This is a genomic window from Methylobacterium sp. BE186 (assembly GCF_031457035.1).
Classification (GTDB): domain Bacteria; phylum Pseudomonadota; class Alphaproteobacteria; order Rhizobiales; family Beijerinckiaceae; genus Methylobacterium; species Methylobacterium segetis.
This window is the reverse complement of record NZ_JAVDVV010000027.1, coordinates 1-22,486: the sequence shown is the minus strand read 5'-3', so window position 1 is coordinate 22,486 and position 22,486 is coordinate 1. Positions and strand designations below refer to the sequence as shown.

The 22,486-nt window shown below is 71.3% G+C and carries 19 protein-coding genes and 1 tRNA gene; 14 read left to right on the top strand and 6 right to left on the bottom strand.

Annotation, left to right across the window (positions count from 1 at the left end):
- Positions 1–116 precede the first annotated feature (116 nt).
- The 6 genes from J2X36_RS21715 (at position 117) to J2X36_RS21690 (ending at position 7,716) form a co-directional block, all read left to right on the top strand.
- Positions 117–617, top strand: coding sequence for a MucR family transcriptional regulator (locus tag J2X36_RS21715; protein WP_310353679.1), 501 nt, complete (start codon positions 117–119; stop codon positions 615–617).
- Between the two features lie 252 nt (positions 618–869).
- Positions 870–1,340, top strand: a complete 471-nt coding sequence (locus tag J2X36_RS21710; protein WP_132255823.1) for a MucR family transcriptional regulator — start codon at positions 870–872, stop codon at positions 1,338–1,340.
- Positions 1,341–1,580: 240 nt separating this feature from the next.
- Positions 1,581–2,972: a cytochrome P450 gene (locus J2X36_RS21705; RefSeq protein WP_310353677.1), complete on the top strand. Its 1,392-nt coding sequence runs from the start codon at positions 1,581–1,583 to the stop codon at positions 2,970–2,972.
- Entirely contained in the window at positions 2,969–5,458 is a 2,490-nt protein-coding gene (locus J2X36_RS21700; protein WP_310353674.1) for an EAL domain-containing protein, read from the top strand. The genes J2X36_RS21705 and J2X36_RS21700 overlap by 4 nt, the downstream gene beginning before the upstream one ends.
- A 195-nt stretch (positions 5,459–5,653) precedes the next feature.
- Entirely contained in the window at positions 5,654–7,453 is a 1,800-nt protein-coding gene (locus tag J2X36_RS21695) for a thioesterase family protein (protein WP_310353672.1), read from the top strand.
- A gap of 71 nt (positions 7,454–7,524) precedes the next feature.
- Positions 7,525–7,716: a DUF1192 domain-containing protein gene (locus tag J2X36_RS21690; protein WP_310353670.1), complete on the top strand. Its 192-nt coding sequence runs from the start codon at positions 7,525–7,527 to the stop codon at positions 7,714–7,716.
- A 124-nt stretch (positions 7,717–7,840) separates the two neighbouring features.
- Here the strand turns inward: J2X36_RS21690 and rocD are convergent, their stop codons facing one another.
- Together rocD and J2X36_RS21680 are read right to left on the bottom strand one after the other, a co-directional pair.
- Positions 7,841–9,043, bottom strand: coding sequence for an ornithine--oxo-acid transaminase (rocD, locus tag J2X36_RS21685; protein WP_310353668.1), 1,203 nt, complete (start codon positions 9,041–9,043; stop codon positions 7,841–7,843).
- A gap of 78 nt (positions 9,044–9,121) precedes the next feature.
- Positions 9,122–9,421 carry a DUF6894 family protein gene (locus tag J2X36_RS21680; RefSeq protein ID WP_207919264.1) on the bottom strand — a complete coding sequence of 100 codons (300 nt, stop codon included), beginning with the start codon at positions 9,419–9,421 and terminating at the stop codon, positions 9,122–9,124.
- A 239-nt stretch (positions 9,422–9,660) separates the two neighbouring features.
- On the opposite strand from J2X36_RS21680, the gene J2X36_RS21675 reads away from it, so the two are divergent.
- Positions 9,661–10,491, top strand: a complete 831-nt coding sequence (locus J2X36_RS21675) for a 3-keto-5-aminohexanoate cleavage protein (protein WP_310353759.1) — start codon at positions 9,661–9,663, stop codon at positions 10,489–10,491.
- A gap of 32 nt (positions 10,492–10,523) precedes the next feature.
- Here J2X36_RS21675 and J2X36_RS21670 read toward each other — a convergent pair whose 3' ends face one another.
- From J2X36_RS21670 to J2X36_RS21660, 3 genes are all read right to left on the bottom strand, one after another.
- Entirely contained in the window at positions 10,524–11,099 is a 576-nt protein-coding gene (locus J2X36_RS21670; RefSeq protein ID WP_310353663.1) for a PAS domain-containing protein, read from the bottom strand.
- A 124-nt stretch (positions 11,100–11,223) separates the two neighbouring features.
- On the bottom strand, positions 11,224–12,210 hold the full coding sequence (locus tag J2X36_RS21665) for an SDR family oxidoreductase (RefSeq protein ID WP_310353661.1): 987 nt from the start codon (positions 12,208–12,210) through the stop codon (positions 11,224–11,226).
- A gap of 433 nt (positions 12,211–12,643) precedes the next feature.
- A complete protein-coding gene (locus tag J2X36_RS21660; RefSeq protein ID WP_310353658.1) occupies positions 12,644–13,474 on the bottom strand; it encodes an SGNH/GDSL hydrolase family protein in 831 nt (276 codons plus the stop codon).
- Positions 13,475–13,815: 341 nt separating this feature from the next.
- Here J2X36_RS21660 and J2X36_RS21655 point away from each other — a divergent pair, with 341 nt between their 5' ends.
- From J2X36_RS21655 to J2X36_RS21635, 5 genes are all read left to right on the top strand, one after another.
- Positions 13,816–14,856 (top strand): L-histidine N(alpha)-methyltransferase, encoded by a 1,041-nt coding sequence (locus tag J2X36_RS21655; protein ID WP_310353656.1) that lies wholly within the window; start codon positions 13,816–13,818, stop codon positions 14,854–14,856.
- A 98-nt stretch (positions 14,857–14,954) separates the two neighbouring features.
- The gene (locus J2X36_RS21650) at positions 14,955–15,218 is read left to right on the top strand and encodes a hypothetical protein (RefSeq protein ID WP_132255819.1); all 264 of its coding nucleotides are present in this window, start codon (positions 14,955–14,957) and stop codon (positions 15,216–15,218) included.
- A gap of 128 nt (positions 15,219–15,346) precedes the next feature.
- Positions 15,347–17,245 carry a cytochrome C oxidase Cbb3 gene (locus tag J2X36_RS21645; protein WP_310353654.1) on the top strand — a complete coding sequence of 633 codons (1,899 nt, stop codon included), beginning with the start codon at positions 15,347–15,349 and terminating at the stop codon, positions 17,243–17,245.
- A 159-nt stretch (positions 17,246–17,404) separates the two neighbouring features.
- On the top strand, positions 17,405–18,586 hold the full coding sequence (locus J2X36_RS21640) for an MSMEG_0565 family glycosyltransferase (protein ID WP_310353653.1): 1,182 nt from the start codon (positions 17,405–17,407) through the stop codon (positions 18,584–18,586).
- A gap of 155 nt (positions 18,587–18,741) precedes the next feature.
- Positions 18,742–20,289: a CHAD domain-containing protein gene (locus J2X36_RS21635; RefSeq protein ID WP_310353651.1), complete on the top strand. Its 1,548-nt coding sequence runs from the start codon at positions 18,742–18,744 to the stop codon at positions 20,287–20,289.
- 6 nt (positions 20,290–20,295) lie between these two features.
- Here the strand turns inward: J2X36_RS21635 and rlmB are convergent, their stop codons facing one another.
- Positions 20,296–21,132 (bottom strand): 23S rRNA (guanosine(2251)-2'-O)-methyltransferase RlmB, encoded by an 837-nt coding sequence (rlmB, locus tag J2X36_RS21630; RefSeq protein ID WP_310353648.1) that lies wholly within the window; start codon positions 21,130–21,132, stop codon positions 20,296–20,298.
- Between the two features lie 167 nt (positions 21,133–21,299).
- Between rlmB and J2X36_RS21625 the strand changes: the two genes are divergently transcribed.
- Positions 21,300–21,375, top strand: a tRNA-Glu gene (locus tag J2X36_RS21625).
- Between the two features lie 887 nt (positions 21,376–22,262).
- The coding region (locus J2X36_RS21620; protein WP_310353647.1) for an IS630 transposase-related protein at positions 22,263–22,486 on the top strand (224 nt) is incomplete at its 3' end.

The following is a 22,486-nucleotide window of genomic DNA, read 5'->3' as shown; positions in this document are numbered from 1 at the left end:
TTGAAAAAATCCGCCTCACATCGACCGTGAGCTGTGAACAGCGCGGCAATACCGATTGCTTTTTCGCGGCCGATATCGACTTGAGCAGTCCGTTACCGCGAACAAGGACCGGACTCATGGCGGATAGTACCGAGGCTCTTCGGAAAGATTACACGGAACTGGCGGCCGACATCGTGGCGGCCTACGTATCCAGCAATTCGCTTCCCCTCACGGATCTGCCCGCGCTGATTTCGAGCGTCCACGCGGCGCTGAGCGGGCTGACAGCCGAGAGCGCCGAAGCCGAGGCGGAATCCGCGTCGCGGCCGACGCCGGCTCAGGTCCGCAAGTCGATCACGCCGGACGCGCTGATCTCGTTCATCGACGGCAAGCCCTACAAGACGCTCAAGCGCCATCTCTCGACCCACGGGCTCGACATCCACGCCTATCGCCAGCGCTACGGCCTGCCCAACGATTACCCGTCGACAGCGGCCAATTACTCGGCCCAGCGCTCGCAGCTCGCCAAGAGTCTCGGTCTCGGCCAGCAGCGCCGTCCCGCCGCCGAGGTCCAGCAGCCGGAGGCCCCGGCCGAGATGCCGGCCCCGAGGGCGCGGGGCCGACGCAAGGCCGCGGCCGCCTGAGCGCGGACGCCGCGTGACGAGCGCCGGGGCGGGCCGAGGCCCCGGCGCAGCTGAAGCCGCCATCCTGCGCGAGGATCCGAGGTCGTCATTTGATAGGTTTGCGAAACGCAAATCGAACGATTCAACGTACAGCTGGTTACCCCTAAGGCTTTTCTCACCGCACAAGCAGAAATGCCTGTGCATCGACCAGCGACTTACGCTTGCATTCCGTTGTGTTTGCGGCGAAGTACGTAGGCGATTAAGGAGATGCCGATGGAACCAGAAGAAACGTCTTCGCGTGCGCACGACCAGTTTATCGAACTGTCTGCTCAAGTCGTTTCGGCATACGTCGCGCGCAATCATGTGGCCGCCACTGACATCCCGGCGCTGATCCACGCGGTTCACGCCTCCCTCTCCGGCTTGGCCCAGCCGGAAGCTCCGCCAGCGGAGACGGTCGAGAAGCCGACGCCTGCGCAGGTCCGCAAGTCGATCACGCCGGACGCGCTGATCTCGTTCATCGACGGCAAGCCCTACAAGACACTCAAGCGCCATCTCTCGACCCACGGGCTCGACCCCTACAGCTACCGCCAGCGCTACGGCCTGCCCAACGACTACCCGATGGTGGCCGCGGCTTACGCCGCCCAGCGCTCGGAACTCGCCAAGTCCATCGGACTCGGCCGACCGGGTGCGATGCAGGACGATGCGGATCGTCCGAAGCCACGCGGACGCAACAAGGCCGCCTGACGCGCGATCGCAGGAAACGAGACGTCCGGCCGGACGGGCTGTGAAGAGCCCGGCCGCCGGGCGCGCACGCGTCGCGCGAGGCGGCAGGTCCCGCCCACGCCCGGATTGCAGGCGGACGGACCGCCGATTTCGCAACTCAGGATCGAAAAACCCGGACAAGACCCGTATTCGAACGGGTAGCTTAACGGGCCGGCAAGCAGCGACCTGCAAACCTGAAGTCTCGGAACCGGGACGTCTCGGATGCAGTACGATTCAGCGGCGGGGTTGCCCGTCGGAGCAGGCCCGGGACTGAGGGACATCGTCTCGGAAGCGGCCGGGTTCCCGCGCCTGATCCGCACGATCGTGCGCAACCTGATCGAGGCTTGGCCGGCGGAAGTCTACCGGGAGGGGCTCGTCGAGGCCCGATTCATCGGCCGCCGGACCGTCTTCGTGAGCGACCCCGTCCTGATCCGCTCCCTGCTCGTCGATCAGGCAGCGCTCCTCGGGCGGGAGGAGTTCCTGACGCGCTCCCTCTCGCCCGTCCTCGGCAAGGGGATCCTGACCTCCGACGGCGAGCGCTGGCGTCACCAGCGCCGGATCGCGACGCCCGTCTTCCGGCACGACCGGATCCGCGCCTTCGTTCCTGCCATGCGCGCGGTCGCCACCGAGACCCGGACGCGCTGGGCGGCAAAAGGCCCCGCGCAGGTCGACATGCTCTCGGAGATGATGCGCACCACCTTCGACATCATCGTCGCGACGATGATGTCCGGCGAGAGCGGGCTCGACACCGCGCGCTTCGGCCGGGCGATGAACACCTACCTCGACCAAGCGACCTGGAAGATGGCGCTGAGCCTGCTCGGAGCGCCGGCCTGGACGCCTCATCCGGGCTCGGTCCGGGGCGCCGCGGCCGCCCGCTATCTGCGGGGTACCATATCGCGGGCGATCGCCAGCCGGCGCGCAAGCGGCCGGTGCGGCGACGATCTCCTCGGACTGATGCTGCAGGCCCACGATCCCGAGACCGGGGAGGGGATGCCGGACGCGTCCCTCGTCGACAACCTCCTGACCTTCATCGCGGCGGGCCACGAGACCACCGCGATCGTGCTCGCCTGGACCTTCTGGCTCCTGTCGGAGCATCCCGAGGTCGAGGCGCGGGTTCTGACCGAGATCGGGGCCGCTTGCCAGCGCGGTCAGGGCCCGAACCTCGAGGCCCTGACCTATACCCGACAGGTCGTGATGGAGGTGATGCGCCTCTACCCGCCTGCCCCGCTCATCGTGCGCAAGACGCTGTCCGAGGTCCGGCTCGGCTCCACGCGCATTCCCGCGGGACGCTCCGTCCACGTGCCGGTCTATGCCGTGCACCGGCATGCCCGGCTCTGGGCGCAGCCCGAGCGCTTCGACCCCGGCCGCTTCGACCCGGCCCGCAGCGCCGGGCGCGACCGTTACGCCTACTTGCCCTTCGGCGCGGGTCCGCGGGTCTGCATCGGCATGAACTTCGCGCTGACCGAGTGCCTCGCGATCCTCGCCGAGCTTCTGCCCGCCTTCCGCGCTGTGCGGGCCGCCCCGTCGCGCCCGGAGACGCGCTTCAAGGTCACGCTGCGCCCCCATGGCGGCGTCGCCATGACCCTGTCGCCGCGCGGGCAGCCGGCACCGTGAGCGAGCCGCGCAGATCCGCCGCCTCGAACCGCCGCGTCGGCGCGGCGGCCCTGCGCGGCCTCCTCGGTGCGGCCGAGCGCCTCGGCGCCGTCTGCGGGTTCCGGCGGCACGAGGTTTCCGCGGAGGCGTCATCCACCTCCCCGGCGACGCTCGATCGCTACATGCTGGAGACACGCTCCGGCATGCTCGTGGAGACGCTCAGGCTCGCCAAATTCTCGGCGATCACGCACGGCGCCGTCGCGCTCACGGTGGTCGGCCTGTTCTGGAACGCGGCGTCCCCGACCTACCTCGTCGCCCTTCTCCTCGTCATCGGCACGACGAGCATCGGCGCGGTCGTCGCCGCCTGGCGCTATCAGGGGCTGTTCGCGGGCACGCCGACCGAGGCGCAGATCGAGCGCGGCTATCGGGTCGCGGGGGCGATCGCGCTCGCGATCGGCTCCAGTTGGAGCACCATGCCGATGGTGCTGTTCCCGCCCTCGGACGCCGACCATCGCATGATCGTCGTCGCGATCGCCGCCGGGCTGATCTCGGATGCCTACGTCCTCGGGCCGATCCTCTCCGTGGCCCTGCTCTTCGCGGCGCCGGTCGTGCTCGGCAGCTTCATCGCCCTGGCGACGAGCGGCGACGGCGTCGCGGCGAGCATCGCGGTCCTGCTCGCGATCTATGCGACCTTCGTGCTGTTCAGCGTCCGGAGCATGAGCCTGCTCTCGTTCCAGCGCATCCTCGACCGGGTGCGGGTGAGCGACCAGAACCAGACCATCGGCCTGCTCCTGCGCGAGTTCGAGGCGAGCACCAGCGACTGGCTCTGGGAGACGGACCGGGAGGGGTGCTTCGACCACGTCTCCCGGCGGGTGGCGCAGGTGGTGGGACGCCCGGTCGAGCAATTGCAGGGCCTTCCCTTCGCGGAACTCCTCGCCTGCGGCGATGGCGGACGCTTCGGAGCGGGCGCCGTGGAGATGCTCGGCTTCCTGCGCGAGGGGATCGCCTTTCAGGACCTCGTCGTCGAACTACCGCGGGCCGAGGGGACGCGCTGGTGGCAGCTCAGCGGAAAGCCGGTCCTCGACCGGACGGGCCGCCTCGCGGGGTTCCGCGGCGTCGGCTCGGACGTGACCGCGAGTCGGATCTCGGAGGCGCGGATCGCCTTCCTGGCGAGCTACGATTCCCTCACGGGCCTCGCCAACCGCGCCCTGTTCCAAGATCTGGCCAGTGCCGAGTGCGACCGCGCCGCCGAGGGCGGGGGCGCCTGCGCGCTGCTCTACCTCGACCTCGACGGGTTCAAGGTGGTCAACGATTCCTTCGGTCACGGGGCCGGCGACCAACTCCTGCGCAGCGTGGCCCAGCGCCTGCAGCCCTTCGCCGCCGAGGGCACCTGGATCTTCCGGCTCGGTGGCGACGAGTTCGCGGTTCTGCACCGCTGCCGCGGCGCCGCCGAGGCCACGCTCCTCGCGGGGGCGATCATCGCGGCGGTGAGCGCGCCCTACCGCATCGACGCTCTCGCTGCGGAGATCGGCGTGAGCATCGGCATCGCCCTGACGCCGACGGACGCGCTCGATCCCGGCAGCCTCCTGCTCAAGGCGGATCTCGCCCTCTACCGGGCGAAGGCGCGGGGGAAGGGCACCTTCCACCTGTTCGAGCGCGATCTCGAAGTCAACCAGCGCACCCGCCGCGAACTCGAGGCAGACCTCAAGCTCGCGCTCCAGCGCCGGGAATTCGAGCTGCACTATCAGCCGCTCACCGCGCTGCGCGACGGGCGGGTCGTCGGCTTCGAGGCGTTGCTGCGCTGGCGCAGCCCGACCCGCGGCTTCGTGCCGCCGGCCGAGTTCATCCCGGTGGCCGAGGCGACGGGCATGATCGTGGCGATCGGCCGCTACGCCCTCCAGACGGCCTGCCGGGAGGCGGCGCGCTGGCCCGCTGAGACCCGGATCGCCGTCAATATCTCGCCGATCCAGTTCCGTACCAGCGAGTTCCTCCGGGACATCGCGGCGGCCCTGGAGGCGAGCGGCCTGGAGCCGGGCCGGCTCGAGATCGAGATCACCGAATCCGTCTTCCTCGACAAGACCGCGATCACGATGGCGAACCTGCACGAGCTGCGCTCGCGCGGGATCCGCATCGCGCTCGACGATTTCGGCACCGGCTACTCGTCGCTGAGCTACCTCGCCAAGTTTCCGGTCGACAAGATCAAGATCGACCGCTCCTTCGTGCGGGACATCGACGACGAGGGCGGCAACCTCGCGGTGATCGAAGCGATCCTGGCCATCGCCCAGAAGCTCTCGATCGCCGTCACCGCCGAGGGCGTCGAGACGGCCGAACAGGCGCAGGTCCTGCGAGCCCGCGCCTGCAACGACATCCAGGGCTTCCTGATCAGCCCCGCCCGACCCGCCTCCGAGATCCCCGACCTGATCGCGCGGGTGCCGAAGGATTTCCACAGGCTGTTTCCATCCCCCGTCCGCACCGAGATCCAGCCGCGCCTCGTCGTGGGCCGCTGAGCCGAGCCTCAATGGCTGCTGTGACTTGGCCGGATCCGGCCAACGGCGGAGCGGGCGTCGGGACGGGATGGCGGCACGCCGGGTTTGCGCGATGCAGCCGAGCCAATCGTTCTGATCGGACGAGTGTTGCGATCCGGAAATGGACCGGGACGGCGCGAACGGCCATGATGGTGTGCGCACGTTCAGGTTGTCAGCATGCACTCTACCGAGGGTTCCCGCCTTCTCAGCTCCCTCGCCTGGGCGCCGACGATCGGCCTGTCCTGGCTCTGGGGCCTGGGGTTCTTCTACGCGATCCACGTCACGGTGACGTATGGCTGGCTCGGCTTCGCCGCCTTCGCGCTGCCGAACGCCGCCGGCCTCTACCTCTTCGGGCACGTGCTCGGAGCGCCCGGCCGCAACCCGGCCGAGATCCTCAAGGCGGTTGAGGACCGGTACACCGGTCTGTTCCTGGCCTGCCAGCTCGCCGCGCTCGCGCTCACGGCCTACGGGCTCTGCGCCCATCTGCTCCTGCCGCTGTTCGGCCATGGCAGCCTGCTCGGGGCGGTGCTGCTGTTCCTGCTCGCCGCCGCCATCGGGCACGCGGCCCCGATCGGGGCCTTGCGGCGGCTCCACGCCCTCTATCTCGTCGTCGGCGTGGGGGCGGCCCTCGTCGCAGCCCAGGGCCTCATGCGTGCCGCACCTTCCGCCCCCGTCCCCCTCGCGGCCTTCGACGAGCGCTTCTACGGGCTGATGCTGCCCTGCCTCGTCGGCTTCCTGCTCGGGCCGTGGAGCGACGTGCAGCACTGGCAGAGGGTCGTGGCGATCCACCGGGAGGGCGGCTCGGTGCGTGCAGCCTATGCCGGCGGCTCCCTCCTCTTCCTCGGATTGCTGACCCTCAACGGCGGCCTTGCCGCCTTGGCCGGAGCCGGCACCCCCGTCCTCGCCGCCGACGGGATTCCGCAGGCGCAGGGAGCCGTGGCGCAGGCCCTCGCCCGCCTCCTCGACCCCGGCCTCACCGCGGCCTTCCTCGTCTGGGCCGCCATCGCGATGGCCTCGACCGTCGACAGCTTCTACTGCGCGACGCGCTGGCTCCTCACCTCCGTGACCCGTCGCAGCGAGAGCCCGCTCCTCGCCTTCCTGCCCGCCGGCCTCGTCGCCTCGCCGCTCTGGACCCTGGCCGCCGCGGTCGCGCTCGCGGCCGGGCTCATCGCGGCGAACATCCCGATGATCTATCTGATGCTGCCCTTCGCGAGCCTGTTCGTCGGGGCGACCCTCTGCCTCCTCTGCGAGGCCCTCGGCGCGCGGCCGGCTTATGACGGGGTGCTCTGCGCGATGATCGGGACGGCCTCGGCCCTGATCTTCGTGACGGGCTACGTCGCACCCGTCGGGGCGCTTCTCGCGATCGCGCCCCTCGTCGGCGCCGTCGGCGCGCTGCCCGCGCTCGGCAACCTGATCGCGGGCCGGAGGGGAAGCGGGGAGGGAGCTCCGCAGGCTGCAGCGGACGCGCCCGGCCTCGCGACCCTCGTCGTGCCGCGTGCGGATCCCGTCGCCGCGCACGGGTTCGACGGACCCTGGTTCGTGCTGCAGCTCCTGCCGACCTACGACGACACCAACTCGGTCGGGAACGTCTACTTCGCCAATTACTTCCGTTGGGTCGGCAAGGCGCGGGAATTGTTCTTCCACGCCTGCATGCCGGATTTCGACCTCGCGACGACGAACTTCTACATCCTGACCCGGTCCTTCAGTCATGATTTTCGGCGGGAGGCACGGGAGTTCGAGCCCGTCATCGTCCGGATCCGGATCGCGAGCTACAATCGCAAGTTCGTCACTTTGTCCCACGAGATCCACAGCCGCACCCAGGGCCTGCTCGGGCGTGGGGAGCAATCCCTGATGTTCGTCGACACCGTGCGCCATCGGCCCCTCGACATCCCCGCGAGCGTCATGTCGAGCTTCCTGCCGCACTTCGTGAAGGAACGCCCGCGCGGCCCGGCATTCGGCGAGCTGGCGGAGGCGTGAGCGGCCCGTTTGACGGCAGCCGACCCGGTCCCAGATAGGAACAGCCTGACGCTTGGGACGGGGGTCGGACGATGGATGACGAGATCTTTCCGGTACGCCGGACCGTGACCGCGCACGAGATCGGGCAGAAGCTCGACGACCTCTCGGTCGAGGAACTGGGCGAGCGCATCGCGCTGCTGCGACGGGAGATCGAGCGCCTGGAATCCGCCCGCGAGGCGAAGCAGGCGGCGAAGTCCGCGGCGGGCTCGATCTTCATGTTCTGACGTCTGTCCGTTCGATTTCCCGGGCTTCCGGCTTCCGGTCGTTCGGCCGCACCGCGGGGGCGCGGGGTTCACGGACCCTGCGCCGCAGTAGGGCCGGGGCCAGCTCCGCTGCCGGCAGGTGCCATCAGCCCTGCATCACGGCCTCGATCCGCTCCATCGCCCAGTCGATCTCCTCGCGGGTGATGACGAGGGGCGGGGTGAAGCGGATCGTGTGCTCGTGCGTGTCCTTGGCGAGGAGGCCGCGGGCCCTCAGACCCTCGACGACGGGGCGGGCGCCTCCCGCGTCGGGGTGGAACTCGAGGGCCAGCATCAGGCCGCGCCCGCGCGCCTCGCGAATGCGGTTCGAGGTCAGGGCTCGCAGCCTCTCGAGGAAATAGGCGCCGTTGGCGGCCGCGTTCTCGAACATGCCCTCCTCGACGAGGACCCGCAGCGCCGCCCGCGCCACCGCGCAGGCCAGCGGGTTGCCGCCGAAGGTGCTGCCGTGCTGGCCCGGCTTCAGGACGCCGAGCACCTCGGTCGTCGAGAGCACCGCCGAGATCGGGTAGAAGCCGCCGCCGAGCGCCTTTCCGACGAGGGTCACGTCGGCCACGATTCCCTCGTGCTCCTCGGCGAGCAGCCGCCCCGTCCGGCCGAGCCCGGTCTGGATCTCGTCGAGGATCAGGACGACCCGGTTGCGCGTGCAGATCTCGCGCACCGCGCGCAGGTAGCCCTCGGGCGGGATGATCACGCCGGCCTCGCCCTGGATCGGCTCGACGAGGAAGGCCACCGTGTTCGGGGTGATCGCCGCCTCGAGCGCGGCCGCGTCCCCGAACGGCACCAGGGCGAAGCCCGGCAGGAAGGGGCCGAAGCCGCCCCGCGCGTCCGGATCCGTCGAGAAGGACACGATCCCCAGGGTGCGGCCGTGGAAGTTGCCGGCACAGACGACGATCTCGGCCGACCCTTCGGGCACGCCCTTGACCTCGTAGCCCCATTTGCGCACCGCCTTGATCGCCGTCTCGACCGCCTCGGCGCCGCTGTTCATCGGCAGCACCTTGTGGGACCCGGTGAGGGCGGCGAGCTCCTCGTAGAAGGGCCCGAGCTGGTCGTTGCGGAAGGCCCGCGAGGTGATGGCGAGGCGGCCGGCCTGCTCGGTCAGCGCCGCGAGGATCCTCGGATGGCAATGGCCCTGGTTGACCGCCGAGTAGGCCGACAGGCAGTCGAGGTAGCGCCGCCCGTCCGTGTCGGTGACCCAGACGCCCCGGCCCTGCGTCAGCACCACGTCGAGGGGCTTGTAATTGTGCGCGCCGAGGCGGGTCTCGATCTCGATGAAGTCCGGACGGTCGAACACGCCGATCTCCCGTGATGCTCGCCCCCCTTCCGGCGCGCGTCCGCGGCATCGCCTCCGGGACGTCTCCGGCGCGGCGCGTCAGGACAGGTGCCGCGCCCTCTTGGCCGGCGCGCCCCTGCCTATCGGCGCGGGCGGCACTGCGCCGTCGATCTCCAGCTCCGTGAAGGGCACCGTGAACAGGAACCGGTGCGCCTCGTCGGCCACCGAGAAGCGATAGCCGCTGAAGAGCGGGTTGCCCGCTCCCTCCTCCGGCTCCACGAAACGGGCACCGTGGCGGGCCTCCGCGAGCGCGGCCGAAGCGTCGGCGCAATCGAGCCCCTCGTGGTCGAGGCACACGACCCCCGACGGGGTCCGGACGTCGAAGTAAAATCTCGGCATGGCACCATCCGCTGCCCGCCCCCCCGCCGGCGCGGGCGGTTGACCTGCCTCGCACCGAGGGGCCGAGTGTGGCGCGAAACCGGTCCCCTGTCACGCGGCGGACGGCACGCGGCACCGGATCCCGTGACGGACGAGCCCCGCTCTCACGTGGCGAGGCAGGAAGACGCTTGGCGTTCCCGGGCCGCCGCGGCTACGAGCGCTCGGGGGCGCGGAGCGAGACCAGCGAGGGTCCTGAGATCATGAGCAAGCCCGTCGTCATCGCCGTCGCGATCACCGGGTCGGTGCCGCGCAAGGCGGACAACCCGGCCCTGCCGGTCACCGCCGCCGAGCAGATCGAATCGACGCAGGAAGCCTTCGAGGCCGGCGCCAGCCTCGCCCATATCCACGTGCGCAACGACGACGAGAGCCCGTCCTCCGACCCCGACAGGTTCGCCGCCGTGCAGGAGGGCCTGCGCCGGCACTGTCCGGGCCTGATCGTGCAATTCTCTACCGGCGGGCGCGGGCGCGACCCCAGCGCCCGCGGCCTGCCGCTGAAGCACCGGCCCGACATGGCCTCGCTCTCGACGGGCTCGGTGAACTTTCCCACCATCGTCTACGAGAACCACGCCGGCCTCGTGACGGATCTCGCCGCGCGGATGCGCGAGTTCGGCGTGCGGCCCGAGATCGAGATCTTCGACCTCTCGCACCTCCACGGTGCCAAGCGCCTGGTCGAGGCGGGGCTGATCGACGAGCGGCCGCACGTGCAGTTCGTGCTGGGCGTGCAGAACGCCATGCCGGCCGAGGAGCCCCTCCTCGACATCCTGCTCGGCGAATTGCGCCGGATCCTGCCGCGCGCCACTTGGACGGCCGCCGGCATCGGCCGCCAGCAGGCGGTGGTGATGGATTGGGCGCTGGCCCGCGGGGCGGATGCGGTCCGCACGGGCCTCGAGGACAACATCCGGATCACGAAGGACCGCCTCGCCGCGAGCAACGCCGAACTCGTCGGCCTCGCCGTGGAGGCGATCGCCCGCCACGGCCGGCGGCCGGCCACGCCCGCCGAGGCGCGGGCCGCCCTGGCGCTGCCCGCCTGAACGGGACGGGACATCCGGGACATGGCGGCGGCTCAGTGCAGGCGTCCGCACTCGCTGCGGGCGATGTCCTGCGCGATGCGCAGGAGCAGCCGGTCGACGGCCGGCCTGAGGCTGAGGAAACCGAATCGGTCGATGGTGCGCCGACAGGCGATGATCCGGGACGCCGCCTCGTCGAGGGCCCGGCCGGTCCGTGCCCCATCGGGGAGAGCCTCGTCCCCGAGATCGATCAGCAGACCGTGGCCGTGGCCCGGCGCGCCGCCGCTCCCGCGGAAGATCCGGCCCCGGTCGAGGATCGCATGCGTCCGGCCCCCGGGGGCGAGGACACGGTACTGGGCGACGAAGAGGCCACCCGAGCGACAAAGCGCGGAGAAGCGGGCGAGGACCGTATTCCGGTCGTCGGCGTGGAGGCAGGCCCGCGCCCGATCCGCGGGAAGCGCCGCTCCGGCCAGCGCCCGGTCTCCCGCGAGGAGCGCGGCGGCGCCCGCGTCGAGCACGCAGTGATCGCCGGCCTCGAACCACGACCACGTCCCGACGACGCCCGAGGCGGCAAGGATCCTGCGCAGGTCCGCCTCCGAATCGGCGGGGAAGGGCGCGGCATCGGGGGGCACGGTCGGCTCCTGGGGGCGGGGCCGGCACGGGCGCGCCGGGCGGCTCGACCGCTCTTACGGCCGAGCTTGGCTCGCGGTTTCGGGCGATTGTGAAAATAATCTTTCGCGCTGCCGAGTCGCGACCTCAGCGGCCGGCACGGGCGGCCGCACTGCCGAGCGCGACGAGCGTCGCCCCGCCGAGGATCGCCAGCCCCGTCAGGCTCAGCGTGCGCGCCGAGGGGACGCCGTGCCGCCTCCGCCAGCCGCCGCTCGTGCGCGGTACGTCGTCGAGGGGCTGGCGGATGGCGCCGTAGCTGTGGCGCGCGGGCGTTGCCCGGTCGAGCATCCGGTGGATGGCAGCACCCGTCAGGTGCTCGGTCGGGCCGGGAGCGAGAGCGTAGGCCACTTGCGCGGCGCGGGCCGGCCAGCCGACCGCGACCTCGTCCCGAGGATGGCGGACGAGGCGCACGAAGGTCTCGGCCACGTCCTCGGGGGCGTAGACGAGGGGTCCCGTGTCGATCCTGCGGCCCGAGACATTGGCGCCGTGCTCCAGGCCGGGCGTGTCGACCATGGCGGGAAAGACGGAGCAGACGTGGATGCGGGGATGGCGCCGCAATTCCTGGCGCAGGCTCGCGGTGAAAGCCCGCAGCCCGAACTTGCTCGCGGAATAGGCAGCCGCGAACGGGGCCGGTGCCCAGCCACCCAGCGAGATGTTGGTGATGAGCACGCCGTGTCCCTGACCGAGGAAGCGGGGCAGGGCGGCGTAGGCGCCGTACATGCCGCCGAGCAGGTTGATCTCGACGGTTCGGCGGTGAAGGTCGAGCGGTGCATCCTGATAGGGTCCGAACACACCCGTGCCGGCATTGTTGATCCAGACGTCGAGCCGCCCGAACGTCTCCTCGGCGCGCCGGGCGAGGCGCTCCACCGCCACCGGATCGGTGACGTCCGTCGAGACCGCGATGGCCTCGGCGCCGCACGCACGGCACTCGGAGGCGATCGCATCGAGCGCCTCGGGCCTGCGGGCAGCGAGCGCGAGACGGGCGCCGCGACGCGCGAAGGCGAGAGCCGCGGCCCGTCCGATGCCGCTCGACGCGCCGGTGAGGACGATGACGGGTCCCTCCGGATCCTTCATGTCCGCCGCTCTCGGACGAGGCCGCCGGGCCCATGCGGCACGGCGCGGCGCGAGCGCACAGGGCTCATGAAAGGTCTCCCTCCGTTCTCGCCTGGGCAACCGCGGCCGATCCTGGCCTGTTCCCGGTCCCACACGGAGTGGCCGCCCCGGACCCGGCTCGCGGGACCCTGCGAGAACTCCCTCGGCCGAAGGCAGCGGTCTTCCTTCGGGGATCTGCTCGCCGATGCGGCAATCCATCGATCGGCTGGGTCGACGCCAACGGACGACGTGCGGCTCACCAGCGGCACGAGGCGATGTCCGAACGAGCGGAGGGGATTTTTGGCGAGACAAGGGCGCTCGGCAGCCGCCACGCCCGGACGGGACGGAGGGCCAGGATCACGCGGAGCCCCGCGCGGGAACCGAGGAAGGGCCGGAAACGGGGGAGGCTTCGCCTCTACTCCGCGGCGGCGACCCGGACAGGTCCGGCGTCGCGCAGGATCTCGTCGGCCGCGGCGCGCGCCAGGAGGGCGTAGCCGCGGTCGGCCATGTGAAGGCCATCGGCGGCGAACAGTTCCTTGCGGGTGAGCCGTGCCTCGTCGACCCAGCTGCGCATCAGCTCCGAGCGGCGGATCACCGGCACGCTCATCTCCTCACCGATCTCGCGAACCGCGTCCCGGAAGCGGTAGGAGCCCGGTGTCGCATCGAATTTCGGGCACCATTGCGGCTCCATCAGAACCACGTCGATGCCGGCCTCCCGGAGGGTGCGCAGGCCCGCCAGGGTCGCCTCGCGGAAATGATCGAGGTCGATCCCGCGCAGCGGGTCGTTGCTGCCGGTCTGCCAGATCACGAGATGGGGCTTGGCCGCGACGACGTCGCGGCCGAGGCGGCGCATCATGTCGTCGACGTGCTCGCCGCCGATGCCGCGGTTCAGCACCGTGACGCCGCCGACGAGATGCGGCAGGGAGCGGTTGAGATCGACCTGCAGGCGGGCGGGATAGCTCGCCGCCGGGCTGCTCGCGCCGATGCCCTCCGTCGAGGACGAGCCGAAGGCGACGATCCGCAGCGGGCCGCCGGAGGCGAGCTGCTCCCGGACATGCGGCAGATCCACGGCGGGCGAGGCCTCGAAGCCGAAGATGGCGAGATCGAAGCCCTCGGGCAGGAGATCCGCGTAGGCGAGCACCGCGGTCGGCAGCACGCTGAGGCCGGCCAGCACGGCGATGCCCCGCATCAGGGCACGCAGCGGCCGCACACGAGACCGGAGGGAGGAGGCGAGCAGAGCGATCATCGGAGCAGCAGGGTCGGCGTCTTCACACTAGGGAGCATACAGGCCAAACTGGAAGAGCCCGCTCGTTGGATCACTTGAATGCGGCGGAAGTTCGTAACACAAAATTCATGATACGTCTGCTCGCCTCATCGGAAACCGTCCGAACCCGCACGGCGAAGTCTCGCTCATCCTGCCCGATGTCGGATCGCGTACGAAGCTGAAATCCGGCGCTCTCCCGGGGAAAACGGGACGTTTCTCACCAATAATTTAACCCGTGTTAGATCCCCTGCGTCTCGGATTGCTACAGTCCCGCGCCTTCGGATGCTTGCCGGAGTGTCTGAATTCCAGTGCGGAACAGGCCCATGCGTCATGAGTTCGAGTCGCGTACTGCCTCGGAGCCCGTCTGGCTGAACCGATGGCACCCCGGCAGCGACGCCGGCGCGGAGGCGCCGCATTGCTCGGTCCGGCCCTGGCCCGGCGCCCGGGCACGGCTGGCGGAGGACGATCCGGGCACTGATTCGGCCTTTCTGGATGCCGTGGCGCAGGGCCTCGCGCTGCCCGAGAAGGCGCTTCCCTCCGCCTGCCTCTGGGACGAGGCGGGGGCGGAGTTGATGGCGCGGGCCGCGGAGCATCCGGATTGCTATCCGACCCAGCGGGAGATCGCGCTTCTCACGGATGTCGCTTCCGAAGTCGCGACCCTGGTGGGGCCCGAGCCCCGGATCCTCGCCTTCGGGACCGGGTCGGCCCGCGGCGTCGATCTCCTCCTCGCCGCCCTCGACCGCCCGCATCCGCCGGAGATCGTTGCGCCCGCGGGCGAGACGCCGCCCGGTCCCGAGGACGGCGCGCGGCCGGGCGGTGGCCTCGGCCTCTGCCTCGGAGCCACCGCCGGCAGCCTCCCTCCGGCCGATCTCGCGGCCTTCCTGGAGCGCGCCCGCACGGTTCTCGGGCGCGGCTGGCTCCTCGTCGGCATCGATCCGAACGGCGACACGGAGAGCCTGCTGCGCGCGCACGCGGACGACGACGGCCTGATGGCGGCCCTGCACCTCAACATCCTCCGCCGCCTCGCCCGCGCCGATGGCGGGGCGGCGCCGGGCCAGGAGGGATCGGACCGGGAGGGCGCCGGGGCGCCCCTCGCACCGGAGGATTTCCGGCACGAGGCGCGGGTGCTGCTCGACCCGTTCCGCGTCGAGACCCATCTCGTGGCCGAGCGGGCCGGCCTGCTCCGGGTCGGCCGCGAAGCCGTGCCCTTCACGCACGGGGAGAGCGTGCGCACGGGCTGCGCCTACCGCTACGCGCCGGGCGTCTTCCAGGAGATGGCGGCCGATGCGGGGTGGGAGCCGGTGCGCTGCTGGCTCGATCCCGAGGGCCTGTTCAGCCTCCACCTGCTGCGGGGCGAAGCTTAAGCGCTGGCCGGATCCTTGCAATGCGAGAGGGCGTCGGACGCCGCGCCTGCGCGGCGGATGCGGCGTCACGGCGAAACGGGACCGGGGGATCAGTGGGCATGTCCGACGAGGAGGGACCGTTCCTGTCCTACAGCCTCTTCGCGAAGGAGCCGGACGGCGGCCTCTGCTGCGCCGTCCGCCAGGATCAACCCGTGCCCGATTTCGTCGAGGGCTGGTCCTACGCGGGCACGATCGCGGATGCGCGGGAGGCGCCACCGGACTTCCGTCCGCGCGCCGCGCAGGCCGCGACGAGCCTGACGGGCTATTACCTGTTCCTCTGCCTGCGTTCCCGGCGCGACGGAAGCATCTCCGCGCGCCCCTGACCCTGCCATCGGGCGGGCGGCACGCGCCCGGCCGGGCGAGGGGGATTTCGGACGGCAGGAGGCCTGAACCATCGCAGGCCCGACGGTGTTGTGCCCGGCAACCCCGCTTCCGGAGCATGCCGCACCCGATGGGCTCGTCCCGCCGCCTCCTCGCCGCCGCCGGCATCCTGATCGCCGCCGGCGGGCTCGCGGCCGCCTTCGGCCGCTTCGGCCACGCGCCGCTGCCGGACGAGGCCGACCTCGCCAACCCTGCGCGGAACGCCCAGCCCGCCGCCTACGACGTGCTCGGCCGCCCCGCCGCCTCACCCGAGCCCGGCGCCGTGCGGATCGACGACGCGCTGATCCGGCGCGGGCGGGAGGCCTTCTACCGGGAGACCTTCGGCAACGAGGTCTTCCTCACCGACGTGATGGGCATGCTCGACGGCGCGCTCAGCCTCTACGAGGTCTCGCGCGCGCTCACCCTGCTGGCGGGGCGGGGCACCACCAACCTCGAAGTGCGCGTCGCCCGGCCGGTGACGGTCGGCGGCCGGACCTACCAAGTGGGGGAGCTGATCCCGACCGGCCTCGACGTCGCGAAGGGCAGCCTGTTCCCGCTCGGCATCCGGACCTTCTACGACCGCGGCCACGTGCGCATGGGCATCACCTGCGCCCTCTGCCATGCGGCCTACGACCCGGGCACCGGCAAGGTGGTGGACGGCGCGCCGAACCGCGACCTCAACGTCGGCCTGATGATGGCCCTGGCCTCGAACACCACCGCCTACTACATGCACGGCTCGACGCCCTCCCTCGACCCGTTCCGGACCGATCCGAACCGCAGCGTCGCGACGCGCGCCGGCGGCCGCGAGCGCCTGCCGGACCCGGAGGCGCTGGAGGCCGCCGCCAAGGTGCAGGCGGCGAGCTGGCCCCCCGGCAGCTTCGATTCCTCGCCCGATCTCGTCACCAACCCGACCTCGATCCCGTCGAGTTTCACGGCCCACGGCCATCCCTACGGCTGGAGCGGGCATGCCGGGATCGGCCCCTTCCGCGGCCTGTCGGCGCTCAACAACAACGTCCACGCGCTGAATTCCGACACGACCGCCCAGGCCGACGCCGCGCCGTTCCTGTTCGGCCTCGATCCGGAAGTCTATCTCGGCACGCTCCTGCAGCGGGCCCCGTCCCCGAGCTTCCGCTTCGACCCGCAGGGCGGGCGCACGCCCTCGCAGGTCCTGAAGGCGGCCGACCCGACGCCCGACGCGCCGGGGCTGAACAGCTATGCGGCGCTCCCGAGTTTCCCGAACGCCAATTACGTGACCACGAACGGCCTCGTGGCGACGAGCCCGGGCGAGCCCGTCGGCTACGCCAACGACGCCATGTCGGCCTTCCAGAACGCTCTACGCGCGCCCGCGCGGCCGGCGCCGCCGGAGATCCTCGCGACCGGCCGGCAGATCTTCGAGCGGGCAGGCTGCGCCGGCTGCCATGCGGGGCCGGCCTACACCAACAACCGGGTGGTCCCGGCCCCCGAGATCGGCACCGAGCCGACACGCGCCCGCTCCTTCGCCAAGACCGAGGGAACGCTCCGGCCGCCGGACCTCTACGCCGCCGGCACCCCCTTCCCGGTGCCGCCGGGGACGAAGACGCTCCCGGTGCCGCTCGGCGAGGCTGACCGGGCGCAGGTGCAGCTCGCCTGGGCGCATGCCGGCACGCCCGGCGGCTACAAGGTGCCGAACCTGATCGGGCTCAACGAATCCGCGCCCTACCTCCACGACGGCGGGGTCGCCGTGGGTCCCGGCCCCGCCCGTGAGCCCGGGATCGGGCCGCTCCTCGATCCGGCGGTGCAGGCCGACCCGGCCGAGAGCCTGCGCGCCCTCGTCGACCGGGATCTGCGCGCGCGGGTGATCGCGGCGAACCGGGCCAGCCCCCGCGCGGTGACCGCCCGCGTCACCGGCGAGGGCCACGCCTACTGGGCGGACGCGCAAGCCGGCGTGGGTCCGGCCGAGCAGGCGGCCCTCGTGCAGTACCTGCTCTGCCTCGACGGGCCGGCGCGGTAGATCCGGCCGGGGAGGGCGCCGCCGGCCCATCCTGCCCGCCGCCCGGTGCCCGGACCGGCATGAACGATGCGTCGTGCCCGGCACGACCGGCAGCCTCGGGCTCCGCCGGTCCCGGGCTCCACGGCCGGCTCCTCCGGCCGCTACGGATTTCAACGCGGCATGGCGGGTGGTCCTTCGCGCATCGCGATTCTGGCAACCTCGACGAGCCCGCGCGGGAGCGTCGCTCACGCGCTCGCCGTCGGCGAGGCCCTCTGCGACCTCGGGCACGAGGCGGTGGTACACGCGCCCGACCCCACGGGCCGCGGCTTCTACCGGGACGCTCGCTGTCCCGTCGTGTCCGTGGCCGCGCGGCCGGTCGGCGGCGCGACCGCCGACCTCGTGCGGGCGCGGATTGAGGATTACCTTCGCCACTTCGCGACGCCGGCCGCCTGCGATTTCGACGTGTTCCACGCCCAGTGCGGCATCGGCGGCAACGCCCTCGCCACCCTGAGCCGCCGCCGGCTGGTGCACGGTTTCGTGCGGACCGTCCACCACCTGGAGACCTTCGCCGACCCACAGCTCGCCTATTGGCAGGACCGGGCAATCTTCGACGCGAACCGGCTGCTCTGTGTCGACCGGGCCTCGGCCGAGGCGCTGGCGCACGATCACGGCGTCATGGCCCAGGTCGTCGGCAACGGCGTCGATCAGACCCTGTTCCGCCCGGCGGGGGCTGCGGAGGACGAGGGCCTTCGCCTGCGCTGGGGCCTCGGAGCGGGTCCGGTCGTGCTCTGCGTCGGGGGCTTCGAGGAGCGGCGGAATTCGCTTGCCGTGATCGAGGCCTTCCGCCGGCTCCGGACGGAGCAGCCGCAGGCGCAACTCCTCGTCGTCGGCGGCGGCTCGATCCTCGACCATGCCGGCTATCAGGCCCGTTGCCGCGCTGCCCTCGACCGGGCGTCTCTGGGAGTCGGGATCGGCCGGGCGGTGATCCAGGCCGGGATCGTGCCGCAGGCGGAGATGCCCGCGATCTACCGGCTTGCGGATGTCCTCGCCGCCCCCGCCCTCAGGGGCGGCTTCGGTCCGAGCGTGCTCGAGGCGATGGCCTGCGGCATCCCGGTCGTCGGCGCGGCGCGGCCCCCCTTCACGGAGAGCCTCGCCGCCCGGGACGCGCACCTCGTCGATCCGGAGGATGCGGAGGCGATCGCGCAGGCCTTCCGTGCCGTCCTCGACCCTGCCGAGCGGGCGCGGCTCGCCGAGGCCGGGCGCCGGGTCGCCTCCCTGCACGGCTGGGCGGCCTGCGCGAGCCGGCATCTCTCCGCCTACGCGGCCTGCTCGCGCCGCGACCCCGCCACGGCGGACGCCTGAGGAGCGGCGAACCCGCGACGGCGAGGGATTGCGCCCCCGTGCACGGCAGCCCCGAGCGTGACAGAATGACCTGCCCGACCCGGCACCGGGGGCTCGCCCGAACGTTGGCGGGGCGACGCCGACGAACGACCGGCGGGGCAGGAGACCAGACGAGCATGAGCAGACCGCGCGAGACCGAGCTGAAGCTGGAATGCGACCGTCTCGATCTGACCGCCCTCGGAGCCCACCCGCTCCTCCAGGGAGACGGCGCGCCCGCCACCCTCGTCTCGACCTATTTCGACACGCCCAACGAGGACCTGCGCGCCGCGGGCCTGACGCTTCGCGTGCGCAGCCGGGGCGAGGAGCGGATTCAGACCGTCAAGGCGGAAGGGGGGGCGGCAGCGGCCGGCCTGTTCGACCGGCCGGAATGGGAGAGCCCGATCGCGGGCGACGCGCCCGACCCGGCCGTCTACGCCGACACGCCCGTGGCCGCCATCCTCGCGGATGCCAAGGACGCGCGCCTTGAGCCCTGCTTCACCACGGTGGTGATGCGGAGGGAGCGGACGCTGAGTTACGGCGCCTCGCGCATCAGCGTGACCCTCGACGAGGGGCGCGTGGAGACGCAAGCGGGTGACGCTCCCCTGTGCGAACTGGAGCTCGAACTCGAGGAGGGCACGACCGCCGACCTCTTCGCCCTCGCCCAGGCCCTCGCCGAGACGGTCCCCCTGCGCCTGGGCGCCCTTTCCAAGAGCGAGCGCGGCTTCGCGCTGCGCGACGGGCGGCTCGGCCGGCCGAGCAAGGCGGGCGCCGTGGTGCTGCGCGAGGATGCGAGCGCGGGCGACGCCTTCCGCAGCATCGTGATGGCCTGCCTGCGCCACCTGCGCCTCAACGAGGCGGTGTTCCTGGCGAGCCGGGACCCGGAGGCCCTCCACCAGATCCGGGTCTCGCTACGGCGGCTGCGCTCGGCCTTCAGCCTGTTCAAGCCGATCCTCGCGCACGATCCCCGCGCCGCGGGCCTCGGGGCGGAGATCAAGCAGGCGACCGAGCCTTTCGGCCGGGCCCGCAACCTCGACGTCTTCCTGGAGACGACGCTGCCCGAGGAGATGGCGCGCCGCCCGGACGAGCCGGGGCTGGAGGAGCTCGCGGCGCGGCTCGGGGCCGAGCGCGACCGGGCGCACGGGACGGTGTCGGAGATCCTCGCCTCGCCCGAGTGGCGGCGGCTCCTCCTCGATCTGCTCAGCTGGCTCCAGACCGGCCCCTGGCTCGGGGAGGGCGCCGATCCCGCCCGTGACGAACCCGCCAGGGACTTTGCCGCCACGGTGCTGGAGCGCTTTCGCAAGCGGGTGTGCAAGCGCGGGCGCCATCTCGCCAAGCTCGACCCGGAGGCGCGCCACCAGGTGCGGATTGCCGGCAAGAAGCTGCGCTACGGCGCCGACTTCTTCGCCTCGCTGTTTCCGGACAAGAAGGCGCGCAAGCGCCACAAGACCTTCTCGGCGGCCCTGTCCGACCTGCAGGATCATCTCGGCGCCCTGAACGACCTCGCGACCGCGCATTCCGTCATGGCGAGCCTCGCCGACGGACCGCCCGGCGTGGCCGCGAGCGGGCCGGCCCTGTTCGCCGCGGGCCTGACGGCCGCCGACAACGAGGCGCGCACGAAGCAGCTTCTGGCCGCCGCGGAGGAGGCGCACGACGACCTCTCCGACGCGAAGCCGTTCTGGCGCTGAGAGGCCTCAGCCCTGGGTCGGCCGGCTCAGGGCGTAGAGGGTGATCGCGGCGGCGTTCGAGACATTGAGGCTGCGGATCTCGCCCGTGAAGGCGATGCGAGCGAGGATGTCGCAACAATCGCGCGTGCGCTGCCGCAGGCCCTTGCCCTCCGCTCCGAGCACGACGATGGCCGGCCGCCGCGGGCCGACCGCGTCGAGATCGGTGCCGGCCTCGGAATCGAGACCGATCCGGGTGAAACCCCGCTCGCCGAGTTCGATCAGGGCCTCCGCGAGGTTGCGCACCGTGATGAGCGGCACGTGCTCGAGGCCGCCGGAGGCCGACTTCGCCAGGACGCCCGTGGCGCTCGGCGAGTGGCGCAGGGTCGTCACGATCCCCGCCACCCCGAAGGCGGCGGCTGTCCGCACGATGGCGCCGACATTGTGCGGATCGGTGATCTGGTCGAGGGCGAGGAGCAGCGCGTCCGCCGGCAGGTCGTCGAGACCGGGGGCGGCGAGGGGATCCACCTCGAGGTAAAGCCCCTGGTGGACCGCGTCGGGCCCGAGCAGGGCGTTGATCGCGGATGGCCGCACGATCTCGGGAACGATCGGCAGGGTGCCGAGAGCCTCCGTGAGCCGCGCGGCGCCGTTCTCGGTGGCGACCAATCGGTGCAGCCGCCGCCCCGCATTACCGAGCGCCTGCAGGACGGGGTGCCATCCGTAGAGCACGACGGGATCGTCCGGGCCGCCCCGGGGGCCGCCGGGCCCGCCGCGTCGCTCGCCAGGGCGAAAGCCGCCGGGCCGGCCCCGGCCCGCGCCTTGCGGGGCGGGGCGGGAGCCGCCGGGTCGATCGCGTCGGATGGTCATGCTGCACCGGTCCCCTCGCGGACCCGGCCCTGTCCGAGCCGGCCGCACATCTGAGCGTGATCCGCGACAAACCGACCGCGCGCCGATCCGTCAAGCCGCAGGCGCTGCCGCGCGAGGCCCGTTGCCCTCGCACGCCAAGCCGATTATAGAACGCCTCGCTCACGCAAGCGCCCTTCGTCTAGCGGTCCAGGACGTCGCCCTTTCACGGCGAAAACACGGGTTCGATTCCCGTAGGGCGCGCCAATAAAATCAACGACTTATCTGATTGGTTAAGGCGCAGGGTTGCATCCGTACGGAAATTTTACGGAAATGCCGTTTGGCAGAAATCGTCCCTGCGGCGCGCTTAAGTTCCGCATGAAGCGCGAGAGCGGGCAGCGGTTACGCGGCACGTTGGCAGGCCGAGCCGTTTAATTTGCCTGCCACGGAGGTAAGGTCGGGGGTATCGCTACCCTCAGAATGATCTTCTCCGAACCAGCTCGACTGTGCACAAAATCACCACCCCCCCCGCGAGCGATGAAAGATGATGCTTGCTGGGAGATGGCGTGGCGGCTAGAAGCCTGCCTCCCGGACAGAAAAAGGGCCGCCCGATGAGAGCGGCCCGCAGTCTAGGGAGGAAACGCCCATGAAGGGCCAGTGCGGCGACGCCATCGCCGCGCTGTCTTCAGGCATATCCCATACCGCGCCGCAGTGCTCCAGCACACATTTGTTGGTACTGGCATGCCAGTAGCGCATGCTCAAGCTCGATGAGCTTCGCTGGTCCTGCGTGAACCGCGATCGGCTCGGATTTTTCTGCAGGAGATGCAGGCGCCCACGATGCCCTAAGCGTACTTGGGTGGGTTACGGATGGCCGAGCATCCGTGAAGGGCAAGGTTCCCTGGCTAATGCAGCCGCCGCTCACGGTCGAGGAGTGGACAGCGCGCTACACCCCAAGGGACGGGCACATGCATTGAACCGTTCCACAGGGTTCTCAACCGTTCCCCGGCCGCGCGTCCCGGAAGCCCGAGATCACTCTGTTGGAAAAGCTCTGGAACGTTCCGTTAGGGCAATCCCTATTAGAGCGTTTTCCACGATCCCTGAGTCGGCGTGGCGGGGTGAGCGTTGATCCCTGAGGGTTTGTCAGGGAGATCGCCATGGCCCGTGCCTACAGCCACGATCTGCGTGTCCGCGTCCTGGACGCGGTGAGCGCGGGTCTGTCCCGCCGGGCCGCGGCCCTGCGCTATCGGGTCGGCGTCGCCACGGTGATCCGCTGGGCCGCGCACGCGACGACGACAGGAGAGACGCGGGCTCAGCGTCAGGGCCGCCCACCCGGCTCCAAGCTCGACGCGCACGAAGCCTTCCTGCTCGCCCTCACCGA

What these genes read in the sequence shown, in the direction of transcription:
- J2X36_RS21645 (WP_310353654.1), top strand. Translation starts at nt 15,347, where the DNA reads ATGGGCTCGTCCCGCCGCCTCCTCGCCGCCGCCGGCATCCTGATCGCC.
- J2X36_RS21690 (WP_310353670.1), top strand. Translation starts at nt 7,525, where the DNA reads ATGGATGACGAGATCTTTCCGGTACGCCGGACCGTGACCGCGCACGAG.
- J2X36_RS21675 (WP_310353759.1), top strand. Translation starts at nt 9,661, where the DNA reads ATGAGCAAGCCCGTCGTCATCGCCGTCGCGATCACCGGGTCGGTGCCG.
- J2X36_RS21650 (WP_132255819.1), top strand. Translation starts at nt 14,955, where the DNA reads ATGTCCGACGAGGAGGGACCGTTCCTGTCCTACAGCCTCTTCGCGAAG.
- J2X36_RS21695 (WP_310353672.1), top strand. Translation starts at nt 5,654, where the DNA reads ATGCACTCTACCGAGGGTTCCCGCCTTCTCAGCTCCCTCGCCTGGGCG.
- J2X36_RS21710 (WP_132255823.1), top strand. Translation starts at nt 870, where the DNA reads ATGGAACCAGAAGAAACGTCTTCGCGTGCGCACGACCAGTTTATCGAA.
- J2X36_RS21640 (WP_310353653.1), top strand. Translation starts at nt 17,405, where the DNA reads ATGGCGGGTGGTCCTTCGCGCATCGCGATTCTGGCAACCTCGACGAGC.
- J2X36_RS21680 (WP_207919264.1), bottom strand. Translation starts at nt 9,421, where the DNA reads ATGCCGAGATTTTACTTCGACGTCCGGACCCCGTCGGGGGTCGTGTGC.
- J2X36_RS21660 (WP_310353658.1), bottom strand. Translation starts at nt 13,474, where the DNA reads ATGATCGCTCTGCTCGCCTCCTCCCTCCGGTCTCGTGTGCGGCCGCTG.
- J2X36_RS21705 (WP_310353677.1), top strand. Translation starts at nt 1,581, where the DNA reads ATGCAGTACGATTCAGCGGCGGGGTTGCCCGTCGGAGCAGGCCCGGGA.
- J2X36_RS21635 (WP_310353651.1), top strand. Translation starts at nt 18,742, where the DNA reads ATGAGCAGACCGCGCGAGACCGAGCTGAAGCTGGAATGCGACCGTCTC.
- J2X36_RS21655 (WP_310353656.1), top strand. Translation starts at nt 13,816, where the DNA reads ATGCGTCATGAGTTCGAGTCGCGTACTGCCTCGGAGCCCGTCTGGCTG.
- J2X36_RS21665 (WP_310353661.1), bottom strand. Translation starts at nt 12,210, where the DNA reads ATGAAGGATCCGGAGGGACCCGTCATCGTCCTCACCGGCGCGTCGAGC.
- rlmB (WP_310353648.1), bottom strand. Translation starts at nt 21,132, where the DNA reads ATGACCATCCGACGCGATCGACCCGGCGGCTCCCGCCCCGCCCCGCAA.
- J2X36_RS21715 (WP_310353679.1), top strand. Translation starts at nt 117, where the DNA reads ATGGCGGATAGTACCGAGGCTCTTCGGAAAGATTACACGGAACTGGCG.